This is a genomic window from Galbibacter pacificus (assembly GCF_029603165.1).
Classification (GTDB): domain Bacteria; phylum Bacteroidota; class Bacteroidia; order Flavobacteriales; family Flavobacteriaceae; genus Galbibacter; species Galbibacter pacificus.
In genome coordinates, this window is record NZ_JAQSVC010000004.1 from 320,774 (window position 1) to 343,647 (window position 22,874).

Below are 22,874 nucleotides of genomic sequence, written 5' to 3' on the forward strand. Positions count from 1 at the left end.
CTTTGGGCAGCAATTGCAATATTTATTATGAAAGCATCATTTTTGCTTTTTTCACGGCATCTACCAAAGCGTCTATCTCTTCTTTGGTATTGTAAAAAGCAAAACTAGCCCGGACGGTCCCGGGTATTTTAAAGAAATCCATAATGGGTTGTGCACAATGATGGCCTGTTCTAACAGCAATTCCCAGTTTATCTACAATAGTCCCTATATCGTATGGATGGATGCCTTCTATGTTGAAAGAAATAACGGCCGCCTTTTTGCTGGAATTCCCATAGATTTTCAACCCGAGAATCTGACTCAATTTATCGGTACCGTAGGCTAGCAGCTCATTTTCATATGCCAGTATATTCTCGAACCCAACGCTATTCATATAATCGATTGCCGCTCCAAAGGCTATTCCGCCACAAATGTTGGGCGTTCCTGCTTCAAACTTATGAGGCAGCTCTGCATAAGTGGTTTTTTCAAAAGTAACTTCGGCAATCATTTCGCCCCCGCCTTGGTACGGTGGTAATTTTTTTAGCCACTCTTCCTTTCCGTAGAGCATGCCCATACCGGTTGGCCCACACATTTTATGTGCCGAAGCTACGTAAAAATCGACATCCAGTTGCTGTACATCGGGTTTTATATGCGGACAAGCCTGCGCACCGTCAATAAGTACAGCGGCCCCTACCTTATGTGCTTTCTCGATAATTTCTTCAATGGGGTTTACAACGCCCAATGCATTGGATATATGGTTGCAAAACACCAGCTTGGTTTTTTCTGATAACAGTTTCTCATATGCATCCATTAAAAGCATTCCTTCTTCGTCCATTGGAATTACTTTTAATTTTGCCCCGGTGCGCTCGCACAGCATCTGCCAAGGCACAATGTTGGAATGGTGCTCCAAGGCCGAAACAATAAGTTCGTCCCCTAATTTTAAAAGTGTAGAAAATCCATTGGCTACCATATTGATACCATGCGTGGTCCCCGAAGTAAAAATAATCTCGTGCGAACGCTTGGCATTAAAATGCGACTGGATTTTCTGGCGTGCCTGCTCATATTTATCGGTTGCTTCTTGCGAAAGCGTATGCACCCCACGGTGAATGTTGGCATTGTAATTAGAATAGTAATCTACAATGCAATCTATTACCTGCCGTGGTGTTTGCGAGGTAGCGGCATTGTCGAAATACACTAAAGGGTACCCATTTACTTTTCGCTGTAAAATAGGAAAGTCGGCCCGTATCTTCTTTATATCGATCATAACTATTCTTTGGTACAAAAATAGGTGAAAGTTATAAGCTTAAAAAGTTGAACGTTATAAAGTTTTTAGTCGGCTTATAGACTATGTTTATGGTTGTTCAAGTATTTTACACCAAAAAAATGATTAGGTATGGACGTATGTTTAGTCACTCCTTTCCCCACAAACCCCAAAATTTATGTATTTTTAAAGTATAAACTGATAAAATTAGTTTCCTTGTGAAAAACTTTAAACGCTTTGCACTTTACACCATCCTTCTTATTTGTTTTGCCTTTGTGGTTGTTGTTTATTTTAATTACCCAAAATTGAATATCATTAGTGGTTTTTCAGCTAAAAACATGTGTTCGTGCATGTTTACAGACCACCGTATTCAAACCTACACCACCAATAACGATAATAATTTTACCCCGGTAAAACTTGCCAAAAACCAGGTAAATATCTCTACAAAACAAGCCACTGCCACTGTATATGGACTCAAACCACGCACTGCTGTTTACCGAAAAGGTTTAGGTTGCGTTCTCGTTCCTGCTGAAATGAATATAGAAGAAGTAACCCATGCTGAAGCTCCTTTGCGTTCTTCAAAAAATACCTCGTTGCCTTATCCATATGGAGATGCCGAGCAAAATGATACTGTTTTTAAAAATGTAGATTACAGCAAAGTTGAAAAAACCGTTGAAGCTGCTTTTGCCAATAACAGCACCCAAAAAACACGTTCGGTATTGGTAATTTACAAAGACCAGATTATTGCTGAAAAATACGCCGATTCGTTGAATAAGGACAACAAAATGCTTGGTTGGTCAATGACCAAAAGTGTATTGGCTACGCTATACGGAATTTTACAATATGAAGGAAAGCTGGACATTAACGAACCCGCAAAAGTTGATGCTTGGCAAAACGATGAACGCGCCTCCATTACGTACAACGATTTATTGCATATGAATAGCGGTTTGACTTGGGAGGAGGATTACGCTACCATTTCGGATGTTACCAAAATGCTTTTTTTAACCGATGATATGACTAAAGTACAGGCCGAAAAAGAGGCTGCTTACCCACCCAACTCGTATTGGAACTATTCATCGGGAACCACCAATTTGCTTTCGGGACTGCTCCGAAAGGAATTTAATTCGTATCCCGAATACCTCAACTTTCCATATAAAAAATTAATCGACCGTATCGGAATGCACAGCATGGTTATTGAAACTGATGCCGCCGGAAATTTTGTTGGTTCTTCTTACGGATGGGCAACCACACGCGATTGGGGCAAGTTTGGGCTGCTCTATTTACATGAAGGAAATTGGAACGGCGACCGGGTTTTTCATGAAAACTGGGCAACATATGTGGCTACCCCCGCACCAAATTCTGACGGTTTGTACGGTGGTCATTTTTGGCTCAACACGCCTGAAAAACTGCCCGATGCGCCAATGGATGCCTATTTTGCCGATGGTTTTCAGGGGCAACGGGTTTACATCGTGCCTTCCAAAGATCTGGTAGTGGTACGTATGGGATTGGCCTCTGGAGATGCTTTTGATTTTAATGGTTTTTTAAGTGGGATTACAAAGGCCATTAAATAAATTTATGAGTTGGCGTTAATTTTGGCAAAACCCATAATATCAGCATTCGAACCAAGTAAATAACCACAAAAAATTGAACAAAAAATATACCATATCGGAATTTGCAGAATATTTGAATATCGACAACCAAAAGTCAGAAGGTATTTTAATGGTGTTGTACGACAATGAAAGTAATATTCCGCTAAAGTCGAATCCTGTAAAAATTGATTTTTACCTTTTGGCACTTAAGTTGGATTTTGACAAAAACATTGATTACGGACAAACGGACTTTGACGATGCAAAAGCCTATTTATATTTTGATGCACCAAACAGCCTAATCGAATGGGACTTGGAAAAACCAATGACAGGTTATAATATCTTCATCAGCCCGAAAGTGTTCGACAAGTATGCCAAAGGTTACAGCTTTAGGAATTACGACAGCCACGAAGCCTTATTTGTAAAAGAAGATGAAAAGGAAATTTTGCTGGACTTGTTCCAAAAAGCACATACCGAATACCAAAAAGGCGCATTTTCAAAAGAAATCGTTACTTCTTATGCCAATTTAGTTTTGTCCTACATTCAAAAATTCTATCAAAGGCAGTTCGAAACACGAAGCGTGCTGTACAACAAAGTTGTAGCGGATTTTTATAAAAACATCGAAGCGTATTTTGAACAAAACAAGGATATCAAAAAACTTCCAACGGTAAGCTATTTTGCCAACCTATCTCACCTTTCTGCAAACTACTTCGGCGACTTAATTAAACACTTTACCGGAAATTCGGCACAATACCACATTCAACAGCATTTGCTTCAAAACGCTAAGCAAAAATTACGGCAATCGGATTTGTCAATCAGCGAGATTGCCTACAGTTTGGGCTTTGATTATCCCACATACTTCACTCGTTTTTTTAAGAAAGAAGTTGGTATTACGCCTACCGTTTTCCGCAATCAGTAATTTGTTTCAGACATCAAGTAATCTGTTTAGGCACAAGGCTTTGTTTACCACTTAACTTTGTAGTATCAAGAATTTTAAAAAATAAAAATTATGGAAAATCAAGTAAACTTGGCTGGAAGCGAAAGAGCATCCACTCATAAATCAAGACTATCAAAAGAGCGGATGGAAAACGCCGTAAAACAATTGAACGAAATTTCGGAATCCGATTACGAAAAGGTAATGGGTTTGGTTAATGTTTGCAAACCTTTCCGTAGCATTATTCACAAAACACCAGATGATTACGGAATGACCGATTGGAAAGATGTTTTTCTAAAAGGCATTGACGGTGTACCGCTCGATGGTTGGTACATTCCCGCAAAAGGTGGCGAAAGCAATAAGCTTGTCATCTTCAACCACGCCTTGCCAATGTGCCGTTCAGGTTTTCAAGGTCATCTTGGCGAACCGTTTAGCGGTTATGACAATGTGGAAATCGATTTTGTAATTCAGATGAAACATTTAACCGATGCAGGTTACAACGTTTTGGCTTACGACATCAGAAACCACGGAAGAAGTGGCTCATCTAACAATGGCGTGAGCGGAATTGGACAGTTGGAATGGCGAGACTGTGCTGGGGTGAAACAATATGTTGATAACCATCCACGACTTAGCAAAATGAAAGTGGCACTTTACAGCCAATGTATGGGTGGAAACTCACAGTACGAAGCAATAAGCCGTCATCCCGAACTCTTTGAAAATGTAAAATGTATGGTAAGCCCAATGGTTGTTTCAATGCGAGCTATTTATGAAGCGTTTTCCAGCCTACAAGGTGTAAGTCAGTATTTGGATTTGGTCGATTTTGAGCTATTGAAAGCCGGTGGTTGGTTAATGGACGAAATGACACCGCATACGGCCGCACCGGATGTGAAAATGCCAGTATTTATGATACAGGTTAAAGATGATGCTTGGACAAAAAATCCAGAAGACGGACAAAAAACCTTTGACCTACTCGGCAGCGAAGAAAAGGAAATCCATTGGATTGAAAATACCGACAAGCGATTTAAAGACGGTTACAACTATTTTGGAAGGCATCCCGAAAAAGTCCTCGCATTCTTGGACAAGTATATGAAATAAAAGCACATAGGCGAAAAAGCTACCGCCAACAGCATATATAAGCAATAGCGGTTTGGGTGCTAACTCGAACCGCTATCTCATTTTAAATAAGTATATTGTAATCCGAAAAGTAGTTGCGTAAAACCTGCTACTGCTCATACACAAAACTGATTATTGAACCGATGGCAATTATATAACCCGTTCAATTTCTCACCAATTTGAAGTTTTAAATAGTACCGATTTTTATAATTGAATACACATGCGCATAAAATATAAAATATCCCTTTCCTCAATCCTTCTTGCAATATTACTTGTCTCCTGCAAGAATAAAACTTCCGAAGCAGACTCAGGGAATAATAAAAGTATAAAGGTTGAACGGACAGACATACAAAGTAGCGAAATAATCAAGCGTTTACAAGGTAGCTGGAAAGAAGCCGAATATCCATTCCGAAAAATTGAATTTAAAAATTCCACGGTAAAATTTACGGAAGAAGGCCTGCTTGAAGCCCCAAGGTTTAAAGCGTTCAAAATTTATGCTGAATGTCCCTTTGACAACAATAACATAAAAAATGTAAAGATTACCGATACAATTATTTCCATAACAGAAGATAAGCATTGCGAAAAGCTGAAAATTTCCAATAATACATTAACGCTCAGCGGTTATAATGCCACTACCAAGAGCGATTATGAAATGGAGTATAAAAAACAGAATGAGTAATTCTACGTGTTCCTAATATTATCATTTAAACCCATTTGCCTTTTTTAATAGGAGAGAATCCCTAAAAAAATACAATTTTTAAGCCACCCCCCTCTGAAAGACCCTCATCGGGCAGGTTGGAAAAAGTTTAGTGGTTTTTTTATAAAACAAACTGTATTTTTTAGTTTTGCCGCCAAAAAGCAGCAGGATGTTATGTAAAGCGGAAAAAAAAGAGGTTGATTGCATCAATCCAACAAACATATTGCCCCAAACCCCATATTGGGGAAGAATTAAAAACGAGCAGGGATATATCCCCAACGGATTTGAAATTACCGTATCTAAAGAACTGCTCGGTGAAACTTCGGGAAATTTAGGGACCATTCAAGACGATTTGTTGGTGCTTATTAAGTACATTAACAGCGAATTATGCTATGCATATGTACCATATGGGCCAAAAATAGAGCCTACCTTTGAAAATCAAGGTGTTTTTTTAGAAGAATTGTCCGAAGCCTTAAAACCTTCACTCCCCTTAAACTGTGTTTTTATACGTTATGATTTGCTGTGGAAAAACCAATGGGCCAATGAAGATGAATATTTTGACGGTTCGGGAAATTGGAACGGCCCCCCGCAGAGCAGGGTTCAAGAATTTCGTGTTAACTACAAAACCTCGCACTGGAACCTTTATAAAAGCCCGAGTGACATCTTGCCCAAAAACACTTTTTTTCTTGATTTAGCCCAAGCTGAAGACAACTTGTTATACAACATGAGGTATAACACCCGGTATAATATTAAACGTGCAAAAAAGAAAGGGATACAAGTAAAAGAGTATGGCGTGGAGCACATAAGCCAATGGTACAAACTATATTATGAAACGGCAAAACGCCACCAAATGCCTTTGCAAAATGAAGATTACTTTGCACGTCTATTAAACAATCAAGATAACTATGCTAAGGGTGTCAACGTAAAGATGCTCATGGCCGATTACGATGGGCAGTTTTTGGCTTCCATGTTTTTGGTTTTGTCGCACAGACGCGCCAGCTACTTATATGGTGCTTCCCTGCCAAATAATAAAATGGCCAGTTATGCACTACAATGGGAATCCATAAAACTTGCCAAGCAATGGGGCTGTACCGAATATGACATGTTTGGTTCTGCACCCAATTTAAACGATTCTCATCCGTTAAGGGGCGTTCATATATACAAAAAAGGCTTTGGCGGCAACTTGTTTCACAGAATGGGATGTTGGGATTATCCGTACAGAAAAAAGGAATACGATTTTTTTAGGTTGCAGGAAATAAGTAATTAAGCACTATCTTACCGTTTATTAATAATCGAACTCAGGTTAATAACGTATAATTTCACGAAAAGGCATCAATATTATTGAAACCCATATTGTTCCCAACATACAAAGCCGTGTACGGCTGCAAGAGTATGGTGTTGGTATATTTAAAAATATCGGCACAAAATCGGCTTTAAAAAAGGCACTTAAGAAAAAATACATATCCGTAAATGGCATCGTTGGAACCACGGCAACATATATAAAAGGAGGCGAAACCATTAGGCTTTCCATCCCTGATAAGCCCATCGGTAATAAAAAGCTTGTTTTCCCGCTCAGGGTTTTATATGAGGATGAATACTTGGCCCTTGTGCATAAACCCGCAGGCATTTTAGTAAGTGGCAATAAATTTAAAACCATAGCCAATGCTTTGCCACAAAATATCCGGCCTGGTAAACTTCCAGATGCAACCATTCCCCAACCTGTACACCGCCTAGATTATGCCACCACAGGAATTCTATTGGCAGGAAAAACAAACAAGTGCATTCGCTTACTAAATAAAATGTTTGAAAATAAAGTAGTTGAAAAAACGTATTATGCCGTTACTATTGGCAATATGCCGGCCCGGGGGAAGATTACAACGGAAATAGACGGCAAAGCATCGCAATCGGGTTACAGGGTTCAACAATCGGTTGTTTCCAAAAGATTTGGAAAACTTAATTTGGTGGAGCTATTTCCAAAAACCGGAAGAAGGCATCAACTACGGAAGCACTTGGCAAGTATTGGCAACCCGGTTTTAGGCGACAAGATATATGGTGCCGAAGGATTGGTTTTACACGGTAAAGGGCTATATCTACATGCATATTCGCTTGAGTTTACCCATCCTATTACACAAGAAAAGCTTTTTATAAAAGATGAATTGCCAGAGCGTTTTAATAAGATTTTTGGGTGAAAAACAAAAAACCGAATAGTCATAACAACTATTCGGTTTTTTATAAAGTATAACAGTTTTATTTTATAAGTCGAAACCAATGTTAACGCCAAGCTTCATGGCAATCAACTTGTTAATCCTGATTTTAACCTCGGGTATTTTCACACTTTCCAAAACGTTATTGGCAAAAGCATACATCAACAAAGCGCGTGCTTCCTTTTTAGGAATACCACGGGTTTGCAGGTAAAACAGTGCTTCGTCGTCCAATTGCCCAATGGTACATCCGTGCGAACATTTTACATCATCGGCAAAAATTTCTAATTGAGGTTTTGCGTTTACAGTGGCCTTGTCATCAATTAAAATATTGTTATTCTGCTGAAACCCATTGGTCTTTTGGGCTTCTTTTTCAACAATAATACGCCCGTTGAAAACGCCGGTACTTCTATCGGCATAAATACCTTTATAATCTTGATGGCTCTCGCAATTTGGCGTTGCATGATGCACCAAGGTACTATGGTCTACATGCTGTTTGTCTTCGGTAATGGTAATTCCCTTTAAGGTGGAATTGATATATTCCCCTTTGTGGAAAAACTGTAAATTGTTACGCGTTAATTTCCCCCCGAAAGAAAACGTATGCACTGATGCATGACTGCTTTGTTGTTGCGAAATATACGTATTGTCAATCAACGAAGCGTCTTGGTTATCGTTTTGAATTTTGTAGTAATCAACAATGCCTCGCTTGTGGGTATAAATTTCGGTAACGGCATTGGTAAGCACCGGATTGTCGGTTAAACTTTGATGTCTTTCTATAATCTGCACATGCGCATTTTCGCCCACGACTACCAAGTTTCTGGGTTGCAACATTAGCGACGATTCTTTTCCAGTGGCAAAATGCAAAATTTGAATCGGTTTGTCCACCACTTTTCCTTTTGGGATATTTATAAAAGCGCCTTCCCTTGAAAAGGCAGTATTCAACGAAGTAAGGCTATCGTCTTTTTTAGCTATTTTATTGAAGTAATTTTCAATAACCAATTGATATTTTGGCTTTGTCAATGCCGAACTCATAATGCATACATCCAAGCCTTCGTGTGAGGTTTGCGACAAATGCGAACTGTAAACACCATCGATAAAAACAATTCTGTAGCTATCTATATCGTGTACAAAATACTTTTTTATGTCCTTAAATTCCAAAGCAGATTCTTCCTTTGGAAACACACTGTAATCGTTTTTTAACAATGCGTTTAACGACGTATATTTCCACGCTTCATCTTTTTTAGTAGGAAACCCCTTTTCTTCAAAGATTTTTATAGCTTCCATACGGATATCGTGTACCGAGTGATCAATGTCCACACGGTTTTCAAAAGCCATAAACGATGATATTAATTTATCTTTTAATTCCATTCTAAATTTTGGTTTCTGAGTTCTGGGAGTTAGATAAATACTAAATCCTCTAAAAAAACCTCAGTTCTATAATTTAATTTTTCTTGTCATGCTGAGCTTGTCGAAGCACTTTATTTTGAAAATGTGCCTGAGGAAAACCCTTCGATAAGCTCAGGGTGACACATATTAAAATAATACTATATCTATGTGTTCCCGAAACCTATACGGCTACTTCCTGCTTAATCCAGTCGTATCCTTTTTCTTCAAGTTCTAAAGCGAGCTCTTTTCCTCCGGATTTTACTATTCTTCCGTTTAACAACACGTGTACAAAATCGGGCACGATATATTCTAATAAGCGCTGGTAATGCGTAATTACAACTACGGCATTGTCTTTACTTTTTAATCGGTTTACGCCGTTTGAAACAATGCGGAGCGCATCTATGTCCAAGCCGGAGTCGGTTTCGTCCAGAATGGCCAATTTTGGCTCCAGCATGGCCATTTGGAAAATCTCGTTACGCTTTTTCTCGCCTCCCGAAAAACCTTGGTTTAACGAACGGGAAAGAAATTTTCGGTCGATTTCCAATAATTCTGATTTCTCACGTATTTTCCTCAACATTTCATTGGCCGGCATATCTTCCAATCCTTGAGCCCTGCGACTTTCGTTTATGGCCGTTTTCATGAAATTGGTTACCGACACCCCCGGAATCTCAACCGGATATTGAAACGACAAGAAAATGCCCTTATGCGCTCTTTCTTCAGGAGCAAGCGCATCAATATCTTCTCCCAAAAATTTAATGCTTCCTTTGGTAATCTCAAAATCTTCATTCCCGGCTATCACCGACGACAATGTACTTTTACCGGAGCCATTGGGCCCCATGATAGCGTGTACCTCCCCCGGTTTTACTTCCAGGTTAATCCCTCTCAAAATTTCTTTATCTTCTACGCTAGCGTGTAAATTTTCAATCTTTAACATTTGTTTCTTCTGTTATATTGTATGTTGTTTTTTCTGCTATGTTGCTATGGTATTGCTTTGGGCAACTTGATAACCACATAATCATCAACTTAAATTTATCCTACGGAACCTTCTAATGAAATTTCCAGTAATTTTTGTGCTTCTACGGCAAATTCCATAGGAAGCTTATTTAATACTTCTTTACTAAATCCGTTTACAATTAACGCAATGGCCTTTTCGGTATCGATACCACGTTGGTTACAGTAAAAAATCTGGTCTTCCCCGATTTTACTGGTAGTAGCCTCATGCTCTATTTGCGCCGTTTTATTTTTGGTTTCTATATACGGAAATGTATGTGCCCCGCATTCGTTACCCATTAACAAAGAGTCGCATTGCGAGAAATTACGGGCGTTTTCTGCCCTTCCCTGCACTTGTACCAAACCACGGTAACTATTTTGCGATTTTCCTGCAGAAATCCCCTTGGAAATAATGGTGCTTTTTGTGTTTTTCCCTAAATGGATCATTTTTGTTCCGGTGTCGGCTTGCTGAAAATTATTGGTTACTGCAATTGAATAAAACTCCCCTACCGAATTATCGCCCTTCAATACACATGAAGGATATTTCCAAGTTACGGCAGATCCTGTTTCTACTTGTGTCCAACTAATTTTAGCGTTTTTTTCGCACAATCCTCTTTTGGTTACAAAGTTAAAAACACCTCCCTTTCCGTTTTTATCGCCCGGGAACCAGTTTTGCACGGTTGAATATTTTATCTCGGCATTGTCAAGCGCGATAAGTTCCACCACGGCAGCATGCAATTGGTTTTCGTCACGCATGGGCGCTGTGCATCCTTCCAGATAACTTACATAACTTCCTTCTTCGGCAACTACTAATGTACGCTCAAATTGACCCGTTCCCGCTTGATTGATACGGAAATAGGTTGAAAGCTCCATTGGGCAACGAACGCCTTTTGGGATGTAACAAAAAGACCCATCTGAAAACACCGCTGAGTTTAAGGCCGCATAAAAATTATCTTTTTTGGGAACTACTGTGCCGATATATTTCTTTACCAGCTCCGGATACTCTTTAATAGCCTCTGAAATGGAGCAAAAAATAATGCCCTTCTCGGCCAAGGTCTTTTTAAATGTAGTTGCCACAGAAACCGAATCCATCACCACATCAACGGCCACTCCCGCCAGTTTTTTCTGCTCGTCAATGGAAATCCCCAGTTTTTTAAACGTATCCAACAATTCTGGATCAACATCGTCCAAACTTTCGTATTTCGGTTTCTTTTTTGGAGCCGAGTAATACGAAATCGACTGAAAGTCGGGTTTTTTATATTTTACGTTCGCCCATTCGGGTTCTTGCATTTCCGTCCATGCACGATAGGCCTCCAAGCGCCAATCGGTCATCCATTCCGGTTCGTTCTTCTTTTTAGATATCGCCCGAACAATCTCTTCATTTAAGCCCACGGGCAGGGTATCCGATTCTATATCGGTATAAAACCCATACTCGTATTCTTTCGTTTCGAGCTCTTTTTTTAATTCTTCCTCTGTGTATGCCATATTTTTAGTTATAAAGCTGAAAGTTTATAACGTTGCAAAGCTATTTCTCTAAATTAGGGTTGTTAGATACTTAATCACCCCCCTTATTAACTTTGCTATTTCATTCACCTTCAATTTTAATTTTTCAAATTCCGCTTCAATAATATATTTCAAATCGTAAGCTAAATACAATTGATACCTTACTTCTCCTGCAGATGCTTTCGCTATATATAGAAAACGAATAAACTCTTTTGTTGTTTCCCGTTCAAACCCCTCAGCAATGTTAGAAGATATAGAAATCCTTACTCTTCTAATTTGTCGCTTTAGTCCCTTATTCTCTGAAAACCCACAGTTGTTTGTAATTGCATATATGGCTGAATTTAACGCTCTCGCTTTTTGCCATAAAAACCTTACAAAATTTTAACCTTCAACTTTCAAACTAAAGCGAGAAACTCTCCCCGCATCCGCACGTTCTCTGTGCATTTGGGTTGTTAAAGACAAAACCTTTACCGTTAAGCCCGCCGGAATACTCTAAAGTGGTTCCGATTAGGTACAAAAAGCTTTTTTTGTCTACAATGATTTTTACTTCATTGTCTTCAAACATTTTATCTTCTTCGGCCTTGTTCTTGTCAAATTTCAGGTCATATGATAATCCACTGCACCCGCCACTCTTAACGCCTACACGCACAAAGTCCTGAGCTACATTAAAGCCGTCGTCGGCCATAAGCTCCGCGATTTTCTTTTTCGCCGTTTCAGAAACTTTTATCATAATAAATCTGTTCTTTCTAAATAGTTTACAAAAATAAGATATTCGGCACGATATACCATAGCCAAAAGCATTATTATATTATATCTTTCTATAGGCTTTTGTTATGATTATTGACAATTCCTTACATTTCTTTCTTGCAAGTATTGTAAGACCGCTACAAAACCATTGCTATGGTCCTTGTTTATGAAAGAGCAAATGTGTTTTTCTTATAAAATTCAATAGGAAATATTTATCTAAAACAAGCCTTTAACCTCCAATACCTTGCAAAATTCAAGCCTACGAGACTCCAATCCTGCTGCCCAGATTAAAAAAGCTTTTAGAAAGCTTTGGTGTGATTTTCCAAAATTCCCTTTCCTGTATTATGCCCATAATACGGCCGATAGGGTTTAGAAAAAACTATAACTACTATAAGCCAAAAAAGTGCCATTTTTATCAAATGGTAAATTAATTAAAATAAATGATTGCTAACTTTGTAGAATGGAAGAGTTAATAGGATATATACTACAATTTGGCGGTCTAAATAAGCAACAAATTGAACTAATTTCAAGCAAAGCAACCAAAACCCAACTCTGTAAAGACGACTATTTTGCAGAAGCAGGAACTGCCTTTGACCAAATTGTGTATGTCCAGGAAGGTATTTTTCGCATTTGCTATTTTAACAAAAATGGAGACGAAATAACGAAATACTTTATTGAGGAAAACCGTTTGTTTTCGAATCCGTATAAAGAAGATTTGATGACGGAATACATTCAAGCACTTACAGATTGTAAATTGATCGTTTTTTCAAGAAAGGATTGGAACGAACTATCAAATACAATTATTGATTGGGACACCATAACCCATAAAATATTCCAGAAAGGATTGGTGGAAAAATTGGACAGGAGAAGTGCTTTGGTAAACGAAGATGCCACCACGCGTTACCTCACATTTTTAGAAAAATTTCCAACGCTCGTCAATCGGGTTCCCCTTTCATACATTGCTTCCTATTTAGGAATTACACAACAATCATTAAGCAGGATAAGGAAAAATATTAGTTAAAATCGTTTTTTACCAAATGATAAATGATTTCATCTTTAGTTGAAGCAACTTTGCTGTATTAAATTTAAATCAACAAAAAAATGAAAAAAGCATTCATAACAGGTGCCAACAAAGGTATTGGACTTGAAACAGCAAGACAATTATTGCAAAAGGGTCATTATGTTTACCTCGGAAGCCGAAATTTGGAAAAAGGAACAGAAGCAGTAAAACAATTAAAATCTGACGGTTTAGCAAATGTAGAAGTCATCCGAATAGATGTAAGTAATGATGATTCGGTTAAAAACGCAAGGTTGGAAATCGGTAAAAAAACCGAAGCAATAGATATCCTTATCAACAATGCAGGAATTACTGGAGGCATGCCTCAATCTGCAATAGAAGCAAGTATTGAGAAACAATTTAAAGTTGCATACGAAACGAATGTTTTCGGTGTGGTAAGAGTTACGCAAGCATTTATAGATTTATTAAAAAATTCGCCAGAACCTAGAATCGTAATGGTAAGTTCAAGTCAAGGTTCAATTACATTGCACAGTGACACTGCGTATAATTATAAATATTACGACTACAAAGGCGCTGTATATCTTTCGTCAAAATCTGCTTTAAATATGTACACGGTAAATTTGGCATACGAATTACGCGACACAAAATTCAAAATAAATGCAGTTAGTCCTGGTTTTACCAAAACAGGCCTCAACAACAACCAAGGTACGGGAACAGTCGAAGATGCAGCAAAACGCATTGTAAAATATACCTTAATTGATAATGACGGTGATACAGGAAAATTCTTTTGTGAAGAAACCAATCCTGAGGGAGGCGAAATTCCTTGGTAAGAAAAGGATAAATAATGGGTAATAAAAACATTAACTTTAACTTTTGGGTTAAAGTAGTTCACAAAAACATCTTTAAACTTGTGGTAGAATAACATATGCAGAAATGGTATTGATATGATAAACAGTTATAAAAAATTTGATTTGTTTGGGAAATCGCTCATTCAAAGAATTGTATTAAAGCCACCCTTTAAATATGAGTTTCCGGTTAATGAGCAAGCTTGCTTATTGTTTGTAAGAGAAGGAGCGTTTCAGTATAAAATGGATGACATACAGATTGGTGTTCCTACTAATTACTCATTGCTTTTAAATTGTGTTAAATCTGGCAAGCAAATACATCATTCCGATGCAAAAAACTTTTGTGAAGTCGTGATTGTCACGTTCCATTTAGATGTTTTAAAAAAGATATACAATAGAGAAATTCCCTTGATATTGCAGCCTAGCATCAAAGTATCCAATCAGTCGAGCGGAAAGGTCAATAATGACTTCTTAATTCAAAAATATATTGAAGGTCTTCTTTTTTACTTTGAAAACCCTTCTCTTGTCAATGACGAAGTTCTGGTTTTGAAGTTGAAGGAAATTATCCTCCTATTATCGCAAACACAAGAAGCAGGAACCATACAGGTCATATTATCTCAACTTTTTTCACCAAGAACCTATACTTTCAAACAAATTATTGAAGCAAATCTTTTTTCTCAATTGACGGTAGAAAAATTAGCACAACAAACCAACTTGAGCGTTTCTTCATTCAAACGGGAATTTACAAAATTATACAATGACACCCCTGCAAATTATATTAGGAACAAAAAACTTGAAAAGGCAGCTGAACTCCTTTTGGCTTCTGACCAACGCATTTCTGACATTGCTTTTAATTGTGGATTTAATGATTTGGCAAATTTCACCAAAAGTTTTAACGATAAATTCCATAGTACGCCCACTAATTATCGCCTGAACCAAATTGACAAATAATTGAACTGATTCTCAAAATCCCCTCTTTCAATCTTTTTAACCTTTGCATTGTCAATAATGGCATTATAATATAAAAATTAAAAAGAAATGAAACGTACAGCAAAAGCACATTGGACAGGTAATGCAAAAGAAGGCAAAGGAGATTTAACAACACAATCTGAAACATTATACAAAACAAACTACAGCTTTAAAACCCGCTTCTTAGGCGAAGAGAAAGGAACCAATCCAGAAGAATTGTTGGCAGCAGCTCATGCAGGATGTTTTACTATGGCCGTTAGTTTTGCACTAACAGAGAAAGGATTATCACCCACATCATTGGATACGGAAGCCATTTTAACGATGGAAAACCTTAATATTTCCAGAATTCATCTTTCAATTTCAGGTTCCGTTCCAGGGATAAGTACAGCGGAATTTGAAACCATCGCTAAAGAAGCAGAGCAAAACTGCTTGATTTCTCAGGCATTAAAAATACCTATAAGTTCAGAGGCAAGTTTAGTATAATAAACCAATATTAATTTAAAACAGAAAAAAAATGGGATTATCTAATTTAGGTATTTTTCATACGTTCATAGGCATCATTGCCATTATTGTCGCAGTTATTTCTTATGCACGGTTTGGTAAAGTAAATTTAACACATATTACTGGTAAGATATACTTCTATACAACAATTGTAACGTCATTAACAGCATTGGGCATATTTAATCATGGGGGCTTTAACCCCGGGCATATATTTGCCTTATTCATTGTAGTGCTGGTATTGGCAGGTTATTACCTCCACGCTAAAAAAACAGGAAATAACAGGTTTCGTTATATAGAAAATTTCCTTCTGTCCTTTAGCTTTTTCTTATCTTGGGTACCAACGGTTAACGAGACGCTTAATCGTATTCCCGTTGGACGGCCATTAGCTAACGGACCAACAGATCCATTAATCGGGAAAACGCTTCTTGTGCTTTTCGTTCTATTTATAATTGGTTCTGTCCATCAATTTAGACAACAAAGAAAGTTAAACAAGAAAGGACATCAGTAACTTATTTCCATTACAGAAGTTCCAACAAACATTTTATATTTCAAATCAAGAAACATGGGGTAAACCTAAAAATTGCAAGCCGTAATAAGATGGGCTGTGATTTCAAACGGAACATAAAGGCAACCCTAAATCGAAAAACATTCATTTTAATCCCGTAACTTCGTTAATCTAAATCTATGTGCATAAAATCATACCAAATTAACAGATGGCTAAAAAACCCCTATTTATTGTAATTGTTTTCTGTGTAATCAAACTGACACTTCATTTAATAGCAGATTATAACTCAGGATATCAGGGGGATGAATTATTGCACATAGAAACGGGAAACCACCTTGCCTTTGGATTTATGGAGTTCCCACCATTAATTGCCCTCTTGGCTTTTTTACAAAACCTGCTACAATCCAGTTCCGTATTTGTTAATCATATATTTATTCATCTTGCGGCAATTTCAATAATGATAATGGTTTCAAAAATTGTTCTCGAATTGGGGGGAAAGGCAAAAGCTGTTTTTTTGGTCCTCCTTTGTATCATTATTGCTCCGGGGTTTGAGCGTTCGCAACAACTATTCCAGCCCGTGGTTTTCAGCCAATTCTTTTGGGTGCTAAACTTTTACTTTCTCCTTAAATATGTCTGCTATCTTAAAAGAAGACACCTATGGTTTTTGACACTTGGTACAGCATTGGCTTTCTTGACTAAATATGATGCCGTATTTTTCATTTTCGGAGTTTTATCCCTCCTTATATATAAAACAACAAGGCAAGCTTTGTACAGGCATAAATTCTGGTGGCACATTCTCGTATTCATTTTAGTGATAAGCCCAAATATTATTTGGCAGTATAAAAATGACTTTCCTGTCCTGAAAATGTTCGATCGGCTCTACCAGACCCAATTGGACCAATTGGAACCAATACCAGTACTTACGCGTTTAATTATATCATTAAACCCCTTGACATTGTTGGTCTGGGGGGTAGGGTTTGTTTTTATGTTTCATGCTCAGATGCGTAAATATAGACCCGCCGTGCTTTCGATTTTGCTGTCAGTTGTACTTTTGTCCTTAAGTCAAGGAAAAGGATATTATTTCTATCCGGTCCTGCTTACAATTTTGCCATTCGGTGGTGTTTTTTGGGAAAGTGTAATAGTAACAAAAAGAAAGTGGGTAATTTATCCATTGACTCTATTCCTATGTTTGGGGATATTTCTCATCCCATTTGGAATGCCGGTTTTTTCGTTAAAACATTATCTGAAAAAAACCTATCCTTATGAAAAAAAGGAGGTAACAGGCGGACAATATGCTGTGCGGTTTGAAGAACGCTTTTCAAATGAAAAGTGGAGCAAAACGCTTAAGGCGTTAAAACAGGTGTATGACAGCCTTCCCGAAATGGAAAAGAAAAGTGCCCTTATCTGGGGCAAACATTACAGACAGGCCGGTGCGGTAAGCTTGTATGGAAAAGAGTACGGCCTGCCCAATGCCTTTTCATTACATGGAAGTTTCTATAGTTGGTTGCCTAGCGGAGAGATGCCCTTAACAACCATTGCTTTACGTGATGGAGACCTGAATGGAAAGGATTTTTTTGAGCGTTATTTTGAAGAAATCATCCCGGTAAAATCTGTATATAATCCCTATGCAGATGAAAAAGAAAAATTATATCAGACTATCTTTATTTGTAAAAGCCCCAAACAGACTTTTGATGAATTAAAAGAACAGTTTCAAGACAGGATATTTGAATGAGAATACGCTATTCCTCATTAAATGATTGAATCAAGATCCTGAAATTAGTTATTTGTTATACAATATAGCATGTTGTTGTGGTTAAGGCATTCCACCTTTTATCCATTCTCAACTTTACAAACTTTCAACCATGCAACTTTACAACTTTGCCTATCTTTGCAGCATGATAGAAGATAAAAATCCGCAGCGCACATCTATTTCCGATTTGGGGGAATTTGGTTTGATCGACCATCTTACCAAAAATTTCAGCATAAAGCACAAAACCACCGTAAAAGGAATCGGAGACGATGCCGCCGTACTCGATTTTAAAGGCAAAAAAACCATTGTAACTACAGATTTGTTAGTGGAAGGCGTGCATTTTGACCTAAGCTATATGCCTTTAAAGCACCTCGGTTATAAATCGGTTATCGTCAACCTGTCAGATGTGTATGCCATGAATGCAAAGGCAACGCAGATTACGGTTTCCATTGCTATTTCCAACCGTTTTCCGCTGGAAGCTCTAGAAGAGCTGTACGCAGGAATAAAATTAGCATGCGATATATATGATGTTGACCTTGTTGGCGGCGACACTACTTCGTCCAACAAAGGGTTGCTTATTACGGTTACCGCCCTTGGCGAAGCCAACGAAGAAGATATTGTTTATCGAAATGGAGCCAAACCCAACGATTTATTAGTAGTTTCAGGCGATCTGGGCGGTGCTTACCTTGGCTTACAGGTTTTGGAACGCGAAAAACAGGTTTTTCAGGTAAATCCTAAAAATCAACCGGACCTAGACCAATATACCTATATTATTGAACGGCAACTAAAACCGGAAGCACGAAAAGATATTCCCGAACTATTGAAAAAACTTGAAGTAAAGCCAACTTCCATGATTGATATTAGCGACGGACTTTCTTCTGAAATTATCCACCTCTGCAAACAATCCAATGTAGGTTGTAACTTGCATGAAGACAAAATACCACTGGATCCACAGGTTATCTCGACTTGTGAAGAATTCGACATAAGTAGTTCCACGGTTGCATTGAGCGGCGGGGAAGATTACGAATTGCTTTTTACGATTTCGCAAGACGATTACGCTAAAATAAAGGCAAATCCCAGCTTAACGGTTATTGGCCACATGACCGACGCAAAGGAAGGCATGCATTTAATAACACGCGCCAATACCAAAATTGCGATTCAAGCACGTGGTTGGAATTCGTTTAAGGGCAATCAAGCATAAAAATCATGCAACCGACTGCAAGGCGTGCCTTTTACGATAAAATTTAGCCAATGTTTCGTTGATTTCCTTTAATTCGGGCGTCAACACGTCTAAATGACCGGTTTCGGTGGTAGTGATTTCACACTTACATGTTTTGCATTGATATTCAGTAATGTGTGGAGTGATTTTTTTCGACACCACATAGCGATGTCCAAACATGGAACACACAGCTTTCTTGATCGTAGATCTTGAGGTTTTCATAGGTTATGTAATTTATGGGCGGTATTAACTTATGTATATTTCCAATAAAAATCAAATATTATTCAAAAAAACTTTGATTTTATCGATGAATTGCGATTTGTTCTCAATAAAACTCATATGCCCATCTGGAAATTCAACCACTTCCATGTCAGTATTTTGAACTTGTGCCCTTAAATCTTCATATAATAATACCGGGTCTTTCTTACCGATAATCATCATTTTAGCAAAGGGTGTAAAGTGAAGTAATATTTCTCTGTCCTTACGGATTTTCATCCCTTCCAGTGCAGCAACTATTCCTTGGACCGGTGTTTTAAGTGCCTCTTTTTTAAGCTCTTTGATTTCTTCAGAAAAAATCTTTCTGTTTTTGGGGCGGAAAAGATTGGAAATTCCCATCCGCACAAAACTTTTATAATCTTTTTTAACCATTTTTATGGCCCGGTCCCTGTTTTTTTTCTTTTCCGGCGAATCGGCACTTGCCGTTGAGTTGGCCAAAATCAAGGCTTTTACTTCATCTGGATAAGCTTCGGCATAGGCAAGGGCCACATAACCGCCCATGGAATGCCCGATTAATGAAATACGGCGCAGTTTTAACTTGTTTATCACTGCTTTTACGGCATCGGCCATTGTTTCCATGGTGTGCACATAACCAACACATCCTGTTTTTCCGTGCCCCAACAGGTCTATTGTAATTACCCGATAACGCATAAGCAATTGTTCTTTCAGGGAATCCCAAACAGTCGTATTTTCTAAAAATCCGTGCAACAAAACCACTGCTGGGCCCTGCCCCGCATCTTCATAAAAAACAGAAGTTCCTTTGTAGTTTAGCATCATAATGACTAGGGATTTGGAATTAGTCTATTGTTAATTGTTAAATTATAAAACTTTGAACTCTTTGCGGAACATTGGTGTTAGAGGATAGAAATTTAATCCCCAAAAGGAGGTGTTTTTAGCTTATTTTAAAAACACCTCTTACAGCAATCGTTCCTTCCTACTCCCTTTTCCAAATCACTCTTCCCATGATTACTACTTATTTTTCATCCATTCTTCAATTTCTTCAACTTCCAAAGGAATGTTCTTCATTAAATTGAAAGGTTCTCCGCTTTCCTGAATTACCATATCATCTTCCAAACGGATACCAAAACCTTCATCTGGTAAATATATTCCCGGTTCTACAGTAAATACCATGTTGGCTTTCATTGGTTTTTTTAATGGGCCATAATCGTGCGTGTCCAACCCGATATGATGGCTCGTGCCATGCATAAAGTACTTTTTGTAAGCAGGCCAATCGGGGTTTTCATTTTGCACATCGGCTTTGTCCAACAAACCAAGGTCCAACAATTCACTAGTCATTAATTTTCCAACTTCTTCATGATATTCTTTCCACATGGTACCGGGCACCAGCATTTTTGTTGCTTCCTTTTTTACTTTAAGTACTGCATTATATACTTGCTTTTGCCTATCGGTAAACCTTCCGCTTACGGGAATAGTCCGTGTCATATCGCTTGCGTAGTTTGCATATTCGGCTCCGGCATCGATCAACAATAATTCTCCTTCTTTGCATTGTGCTTTGTTTTCGATATAATGCAACACATTGGCATTGTTTCCAGAGGCAATTATGGGCGTATAAGCAAATCCACGAGATCGGTTTCTAGTAAATTCATGTATAAACTCCGCCTCAATTTCATATTCCCAAACGCCGGGTTTTGTAAATTGCAACACCCGTTTAAATGCTTTTTCGGTAATATTGCAAGCCTGTTGCATTAACTTGATCTCCTGAGGCTCTTTGTTGCCACGTAATTCTTGTAAAATTTGATTGCTTTTTTCCCATTTATGAGCCGGGAATTTATCTTTGCACCATTTTATAAATCGGTCTTCGCGTGTTTCTGTTTCAACCGATTGGCGGTAATGTTCGTTGGTATTGAAATAAACTGTTTCGGCCTCGGTCATTAATTCATAAAAAATTTTGTCGAATTCCTTTAGCCAATACGTCGTTTTAATCCCGCTTACTTCCAGGGCCTTTTCTTTGGTTAGCTTTTCGCCTTCCCAAACTGCAATATGCTCGTTGGTTTCCCTAACAAACAACACTTCTTTATGTTTTGCTTCATGGGCATCGGGGAAAAGCACCAAAATGCTCTCCTCCTGATCTACGCCACTTAAATAAAATAAGTCCCTGGCCTGCTGAAAGGGCATGGTACTGTCTGCTCCAATGGGATATATATCGTTGGAATTAAAAACCGCAATACTTTTTGGCTTCATTTGTGCCATAAATTTTTGACGGTTCTTTATAAATAAGTTGCTGTCGATCAAATCATATTTCATATCCTTATTTTACTTTTTAATTTCGACAAAATTAGTAAGAATAGAAAGTTTTGATGTTAAACTTCGATTAAAGTTTGATGTAATTTAACAAAGCATGGAAATGCTCTTGTTAATAAGTTTTATATGCGCCCCTAAAAAACATTTGCATTGTTGGCGATTAAAAAATTTATTTTGGCATTTCCCAACTATTACACAGTTAAGAGATAAAACAGAAATCATCATAGGACAAATAATAACGATACTCTTTGCAGTCGATATAATCTATTTAATTTTCAAATTCAGTAAAAAGCTTAGGTCAGGAAAAAACAATAAACTGATAGAACATTCTAATTTCATATTAAATAGCAACTTTTTACAAACCCTACTTTATACTCATTCTAAATTGCAGGGAAAACAGAAACGAAAGTTTGTTAATAACTTGTTCGTGCTGTATTTTTGTACGAATTAAAATAAATTATTTCTAATGAGCGGAATGTTAAATTCAACAATAGCCAGAAAAGTTGCCATGGCACTTTCTGCTATATTCTTATTAATCTTCCTTTTACAGCATTTTATTATCAATTTCACATCTGTAATCAGCGAAAATACCTTTAATGAACTGTCTCATTTTATGGGAACCAATATCTTGATACAGTTTGTAATGCAACCCATTTTGATTTTTGCTGTGGTTTTTCACTTTGTTATGGGTTTTATCCTTGAAATAAAGAACAAAAAAGCCAGGAACATAAAATATGCCAGTTTCAAGGGAAGCACAAATACTACTTGGGTTTCGAGAAACATGATTTATAGCGGCTTGGTTATTTTAGCCTTCCTCGTACTTCATTTTATTGATTTTTGGTTACCGGAATTGAATTACAAATACATTCAGTTTAATCCAGAAGATCCAACTAGGTATTATCATGAATTGGTGGAAAAATTTCACAATCCAATACGGGTTGGCGCATATGTGGTTGCATTTGTATTATTGGCATTGCACTTGCTTCATGGATTTCAATCGGCTTTTCAATCGGTTGGGCTTAACAACAAGTTCACGCCGGCACTTAAAACTTTTGGAAAGTATTTTGCGATTATCATTCCATTAGGATTTATTTTCATTGCACTTTTCCATCATTTCAATCATTAAAAAGAGGTA

At 37.7% G+C, this 22,874-nt stretch carries 22 protein-coding genes and 1 pseudogene; 14 read left to right on the forward strand and 9 right to left on the reverse strand.

The genetic code is table 11. The features are described from left to right. Positions 1 to 25: 25 nt before the first annotated feature. Positions 26 to 1,240 (reverse strand): aminotransferase class V-fold PLP-dependent enzyme, encoded by a 1,215-nt coding sequence (locus PSF86_RS12805; protein WP_277900475.1) that lies wholly within the window; start codon positions 1,238 to 1,240, stop codon positions 26 to 28. A 215-nt stretch (positions 1,241 to 1,455) separates the two neighbouring features. Between PSF86_RS12805 and PSF86_RS12810 the strand changes: the two genes are divergently transcribed. From PSF86_RS12810 to PSF86_RS12835, 6 genes are all read left to right on the forward strand, one after another. Then, positions 1,456 to 2,808 (forward strand): serine hydrolase domain-containing protein, encoded by a 1,353-nt coding sequence (locus PSF86_RS12810; RefSeq protein WP_277900476.1) that lies wholly within the window; start codon positions 1,456 to 1,458, stop codon positions 2,806 to 2,808. A 73-nt stretch (positions 2,809 to 2,881) separates the two neighbouring features. Then, complete coding sequence (locus PSF86_RS12815) at positions 2,882 to 3,742, forward strand: helix-turn-helix domain-containing protein (RefSeq protein WP_277900477.1); 861 nt, start codon at positions 2,882 to 2,884, stop codon at positions 3,740 to 3,742. A gap of 90 nt (positions 3,743 to 3,832) precedes the next feature. Then, positions 3,833 to 4,852 (forward strand): alpha/beta hydrolase family protein, encoded by a 1,020-nt coding sequence (locus PSF86_RS12820; RefSeq protein ID WP_277900478.1) that lies wholly within the window; start codon positions 3,833 to 3,835, stop codon positions 4,850 to 4,852. A gap of 238 nt (positions 4,853 to 5,090) precedes the next feature. Then, the gene (locus PSF86_RS12825) at positions 5,091 to 5,549 is read left to right on the forward strand and encodes a hypothetical protein (RefSeq protein WP_277900479.1); all 459 of its coding nucleotides are present in this window, start codon (positions 5,091 to 5,093) and stop codon (positions 5,547 to 5,549) included. A 187-nt stretch (positions 5,550 to 5,736) separates the two neighbouring features. Continuing rightward, complete coding sequence (locus PSF86_RS12830) at positions 5,737 to 6,834, forward strand: lipid II:glycine glycyltransferase FemX (protein WP_277900480.1); 1,098 nt, start codon at positions 5,737 to 5,739, stop codon at positions 6,832 to 6,834. Positions 6,835 to 7,174: 340 nt separating this feature from the next. Next, complete coding sequence (locus tag PSF86_RS12835) at positions 7,175 to 7,756, forward strand: RluA family pseudouridine synthase (protein WP_338424031.1); 582 nt, start codon at positions 7,175 to 7,177, stop codon at positions 7,754 to 7,756. A 63-nt stretch (positions 7,757 to 7,819) separates the two neighbouring features. Here PSF86_RS12835 and sufD read toward each other — a convergent pair whose 3' ends face one another. From sufD to PSF86_RS12860, 5 genes and pseudogenes are all read right to left on the reverse strand, one after another. Further along, positions 7,820 to 9,136, reverse strand: coding sequence for a Fe-S cluster assembly protein SufD (gene sufD / locus PSF86_RS12840; RefSeq protein WP_277900481.1), 1,317 nt, complete (start codon positions 9,134 to 9,136; stop codon positions 7,820 to 7,822). Positions 9,137 to 9,335: 199 nt separating this feature from the next. After that, on the reverse strand, positions 9,336 to 10,088 hold the full coding sequence (gene sufC, locus PSF86_RS12845) for a Fe-S cluster assembly ATPase SufC (protein WP_277900482.1): 753 nt from the start codon (positions 10,086 to 10,088) through the stop codon (positions 9,336 to 9,338). A gap of 95 nt (positions 10,089 to 10,183) precedes the next feature. After that, positions 10,184 to 11,629 carry a Fe-S cluster assembly protein SufB gene (gene sufB / locus PSF86_RS12850; RefSeq protein ID WP_277900483.1) on the reverse strand — a complete coding sequence of 482 codons (1,446 nt, stop codon included), beginning with the start codon at positions 11,627 to 11,629 and terminating at the stop codon, positions 10,184 to 10,186. A gap of 48 nt (positions 11,630 to 11,677) precedes the next feature. Further along, positions 11,678 to 12,001: pseudogene (locus PSF86_RS12855) on the reverse strand (four helix bundle protein); the annotation flags it as partial. A 46-nt stretch (positions 12,002 to 12,047) separates the two neighbouring features. Then, positions 12,048 to 12,377, reverse strand: a complete 330-nt coding sequence (locus tag PSF86_RS12860; RefSeq protein WP_277900484.1) for a HesB/IscA family protein — start codon at positions 12,375 to 12,377, stop codon at positions 12,048 to 12,050. 477 nt (positions 12,378 to 12,854) lie between these two features. On the opposite strand from PSF86_RS12860, the gene PSF86_RS12865 reads away from it, so the two are divergent. The 7 genes from PSF86_RS12865 (at position 12,855) to thiL (ending at position 19,183) form a co-directional block, all read left to right on the forward strand. Continuing rightward, complete coding sequence (locus PSF86_RS12865; protein ID WP_277900485.1) at positions 12,855 to 13,415, forward strand: Crp/Fnr family transcriptional regulator; 561 nt, start codon at positions 12,855 to 12,857, stop codon at positions 13,413 to 13,415. 80 nt (positions 13,416 to 13,495) lie between these two features. Beyond that, positions 13,496 to 14,242: an SDR family oxidoreductase gene (locus PSF86_RS12870; protein ID WP_277900486.1), complete on the forward strand. Its 747-nt coding sequence runs from the start codon at positions 13,496 to 13,498 to the stop codon at positions 14,240 to 14,242. 141 nt (positions 14,243 to 14,383) lie between these two features. Further along, positions 14,384 to 15,208, forward strand: a complete 825-nt coding sequence (locus PSF86_RS12875; protein WP_277900487.1) for a helix-turn-helix domain-containing protein — start codon at positions 14,384 to 14,386, stop codon at positions 15,206 to 15,208. Positions 15,209 to 15,295: 87 nt separating this feature from the next. Continuing rightward, complete coding sequence (locus PSF86_RS12880) at positions 15,296 to 15,709, forward strand: OsmC family peroxiredoxin (RefSeq protein WP_277900488.1); 414 nt, start codon at positions 15,296 to 15,298, stop codon at positions 15,707 to 15,709. A gap of 31 nt (positions 15,710 to 15,740) precedes the next feature. After that, complete coding sequence (locus tag PSF86_RS12885; protein WP_277900489.1) at positions 15,741 to 16,235, forward strand: hypothetical protein; 495 nt, start codon at positions 15,741 to 15,743, stop codon at positions 16,233 to 16,235. A gap of 205 nt (positions 16,236 to 16,440) precedes the next feature. Further along, positions 16,441 to 17,964, forward strand: a complete 1,524-nt coding sequence (locus PSF86_RS12890; RefSeq protein WP_277900490.1) for an ArnT family glycosyltransferase — start codon at positions 16,441 to 16,443, stop codon at positions 17,962 to 17,964. Between the two features lie 163 nt (positions 17,965 to 18,127). After that, a complete protein-coding gene (thiL, locus tag PSF86_RS12895; RefSeq protein ID WP_277900580.1) occupies positions 18,128 to 19,183 on the forward strand; it encodes a thiamine-phosphate kinase in 1,056 nt (351 codons plus the stop codon). A gap of 3 nt (positions 19,184 to 19,186) precedes the next feature. On the opposite strand, the gene PSF86_RS17970 is transcribed toward thiL, so the two are convergent. The 3 genes from PSF86_RS17970 to PSF86_RS12910 form a co-directional block, all read right to left on the reverse strand. After that, positions 19,187 to 19,423 (reverse strand): DUF1660 family phage protein, encoded by a 237-nt coding sequence (locus PSF86_RS17970; RefSeq protein ID WP_277900491.1) that lies wholly within the window; start codon positions 19,421 to 19,423, stop codon positions 19,187 to 19,189. Between the two features lie 51 nt (positions 19,424 to 19,474). Further along, positions 19,475 to 20,254: an alpha/beta fold hydrolase gene (locus tag PSF86_RS12905; protein ID WP_277900492.1), complete on the reverse strand. Its 780-nt coding sequence runs from the start codon at positions 20,252 to 20,254 to the stop codon at positions 19,475 to 19,477. Positions 20,255 to 20,446: 192 nt separating this feature from the next. After that, a complete protein-coding gene (locus PSF86_RS12910) occupies positions 20,447 to 21,742 on the reverse strand; it encodes an aminopeptidase P family protein (protein ID WP_277900493.1) in 1,296 nt (431 codons plus the stop codon). A 463-nt stretch (positions 21,743 to 22,205) separates the two neighbouring features. Here PSF86_RS12910 and PSF86_RS12915 point away from each other — a divergent pair, with 463 nt between their 5' ends. Further along, positions 22,206 to 22,865 carry a succinate dehydrogenase cytochrome b subunit gene (locus PSF86_RS12915; protein ID WP_277900494.1) on the forward strand — a complete coding sequence of 220 codons (660 nt, stop codon included), beginning with the start codon at positions 22,206 to 22,208 and terminating at the stop codon, positions 22,863 to 22,865. Positions 22,866 to 22,874 lie beyond the last annotated feature (9 nt).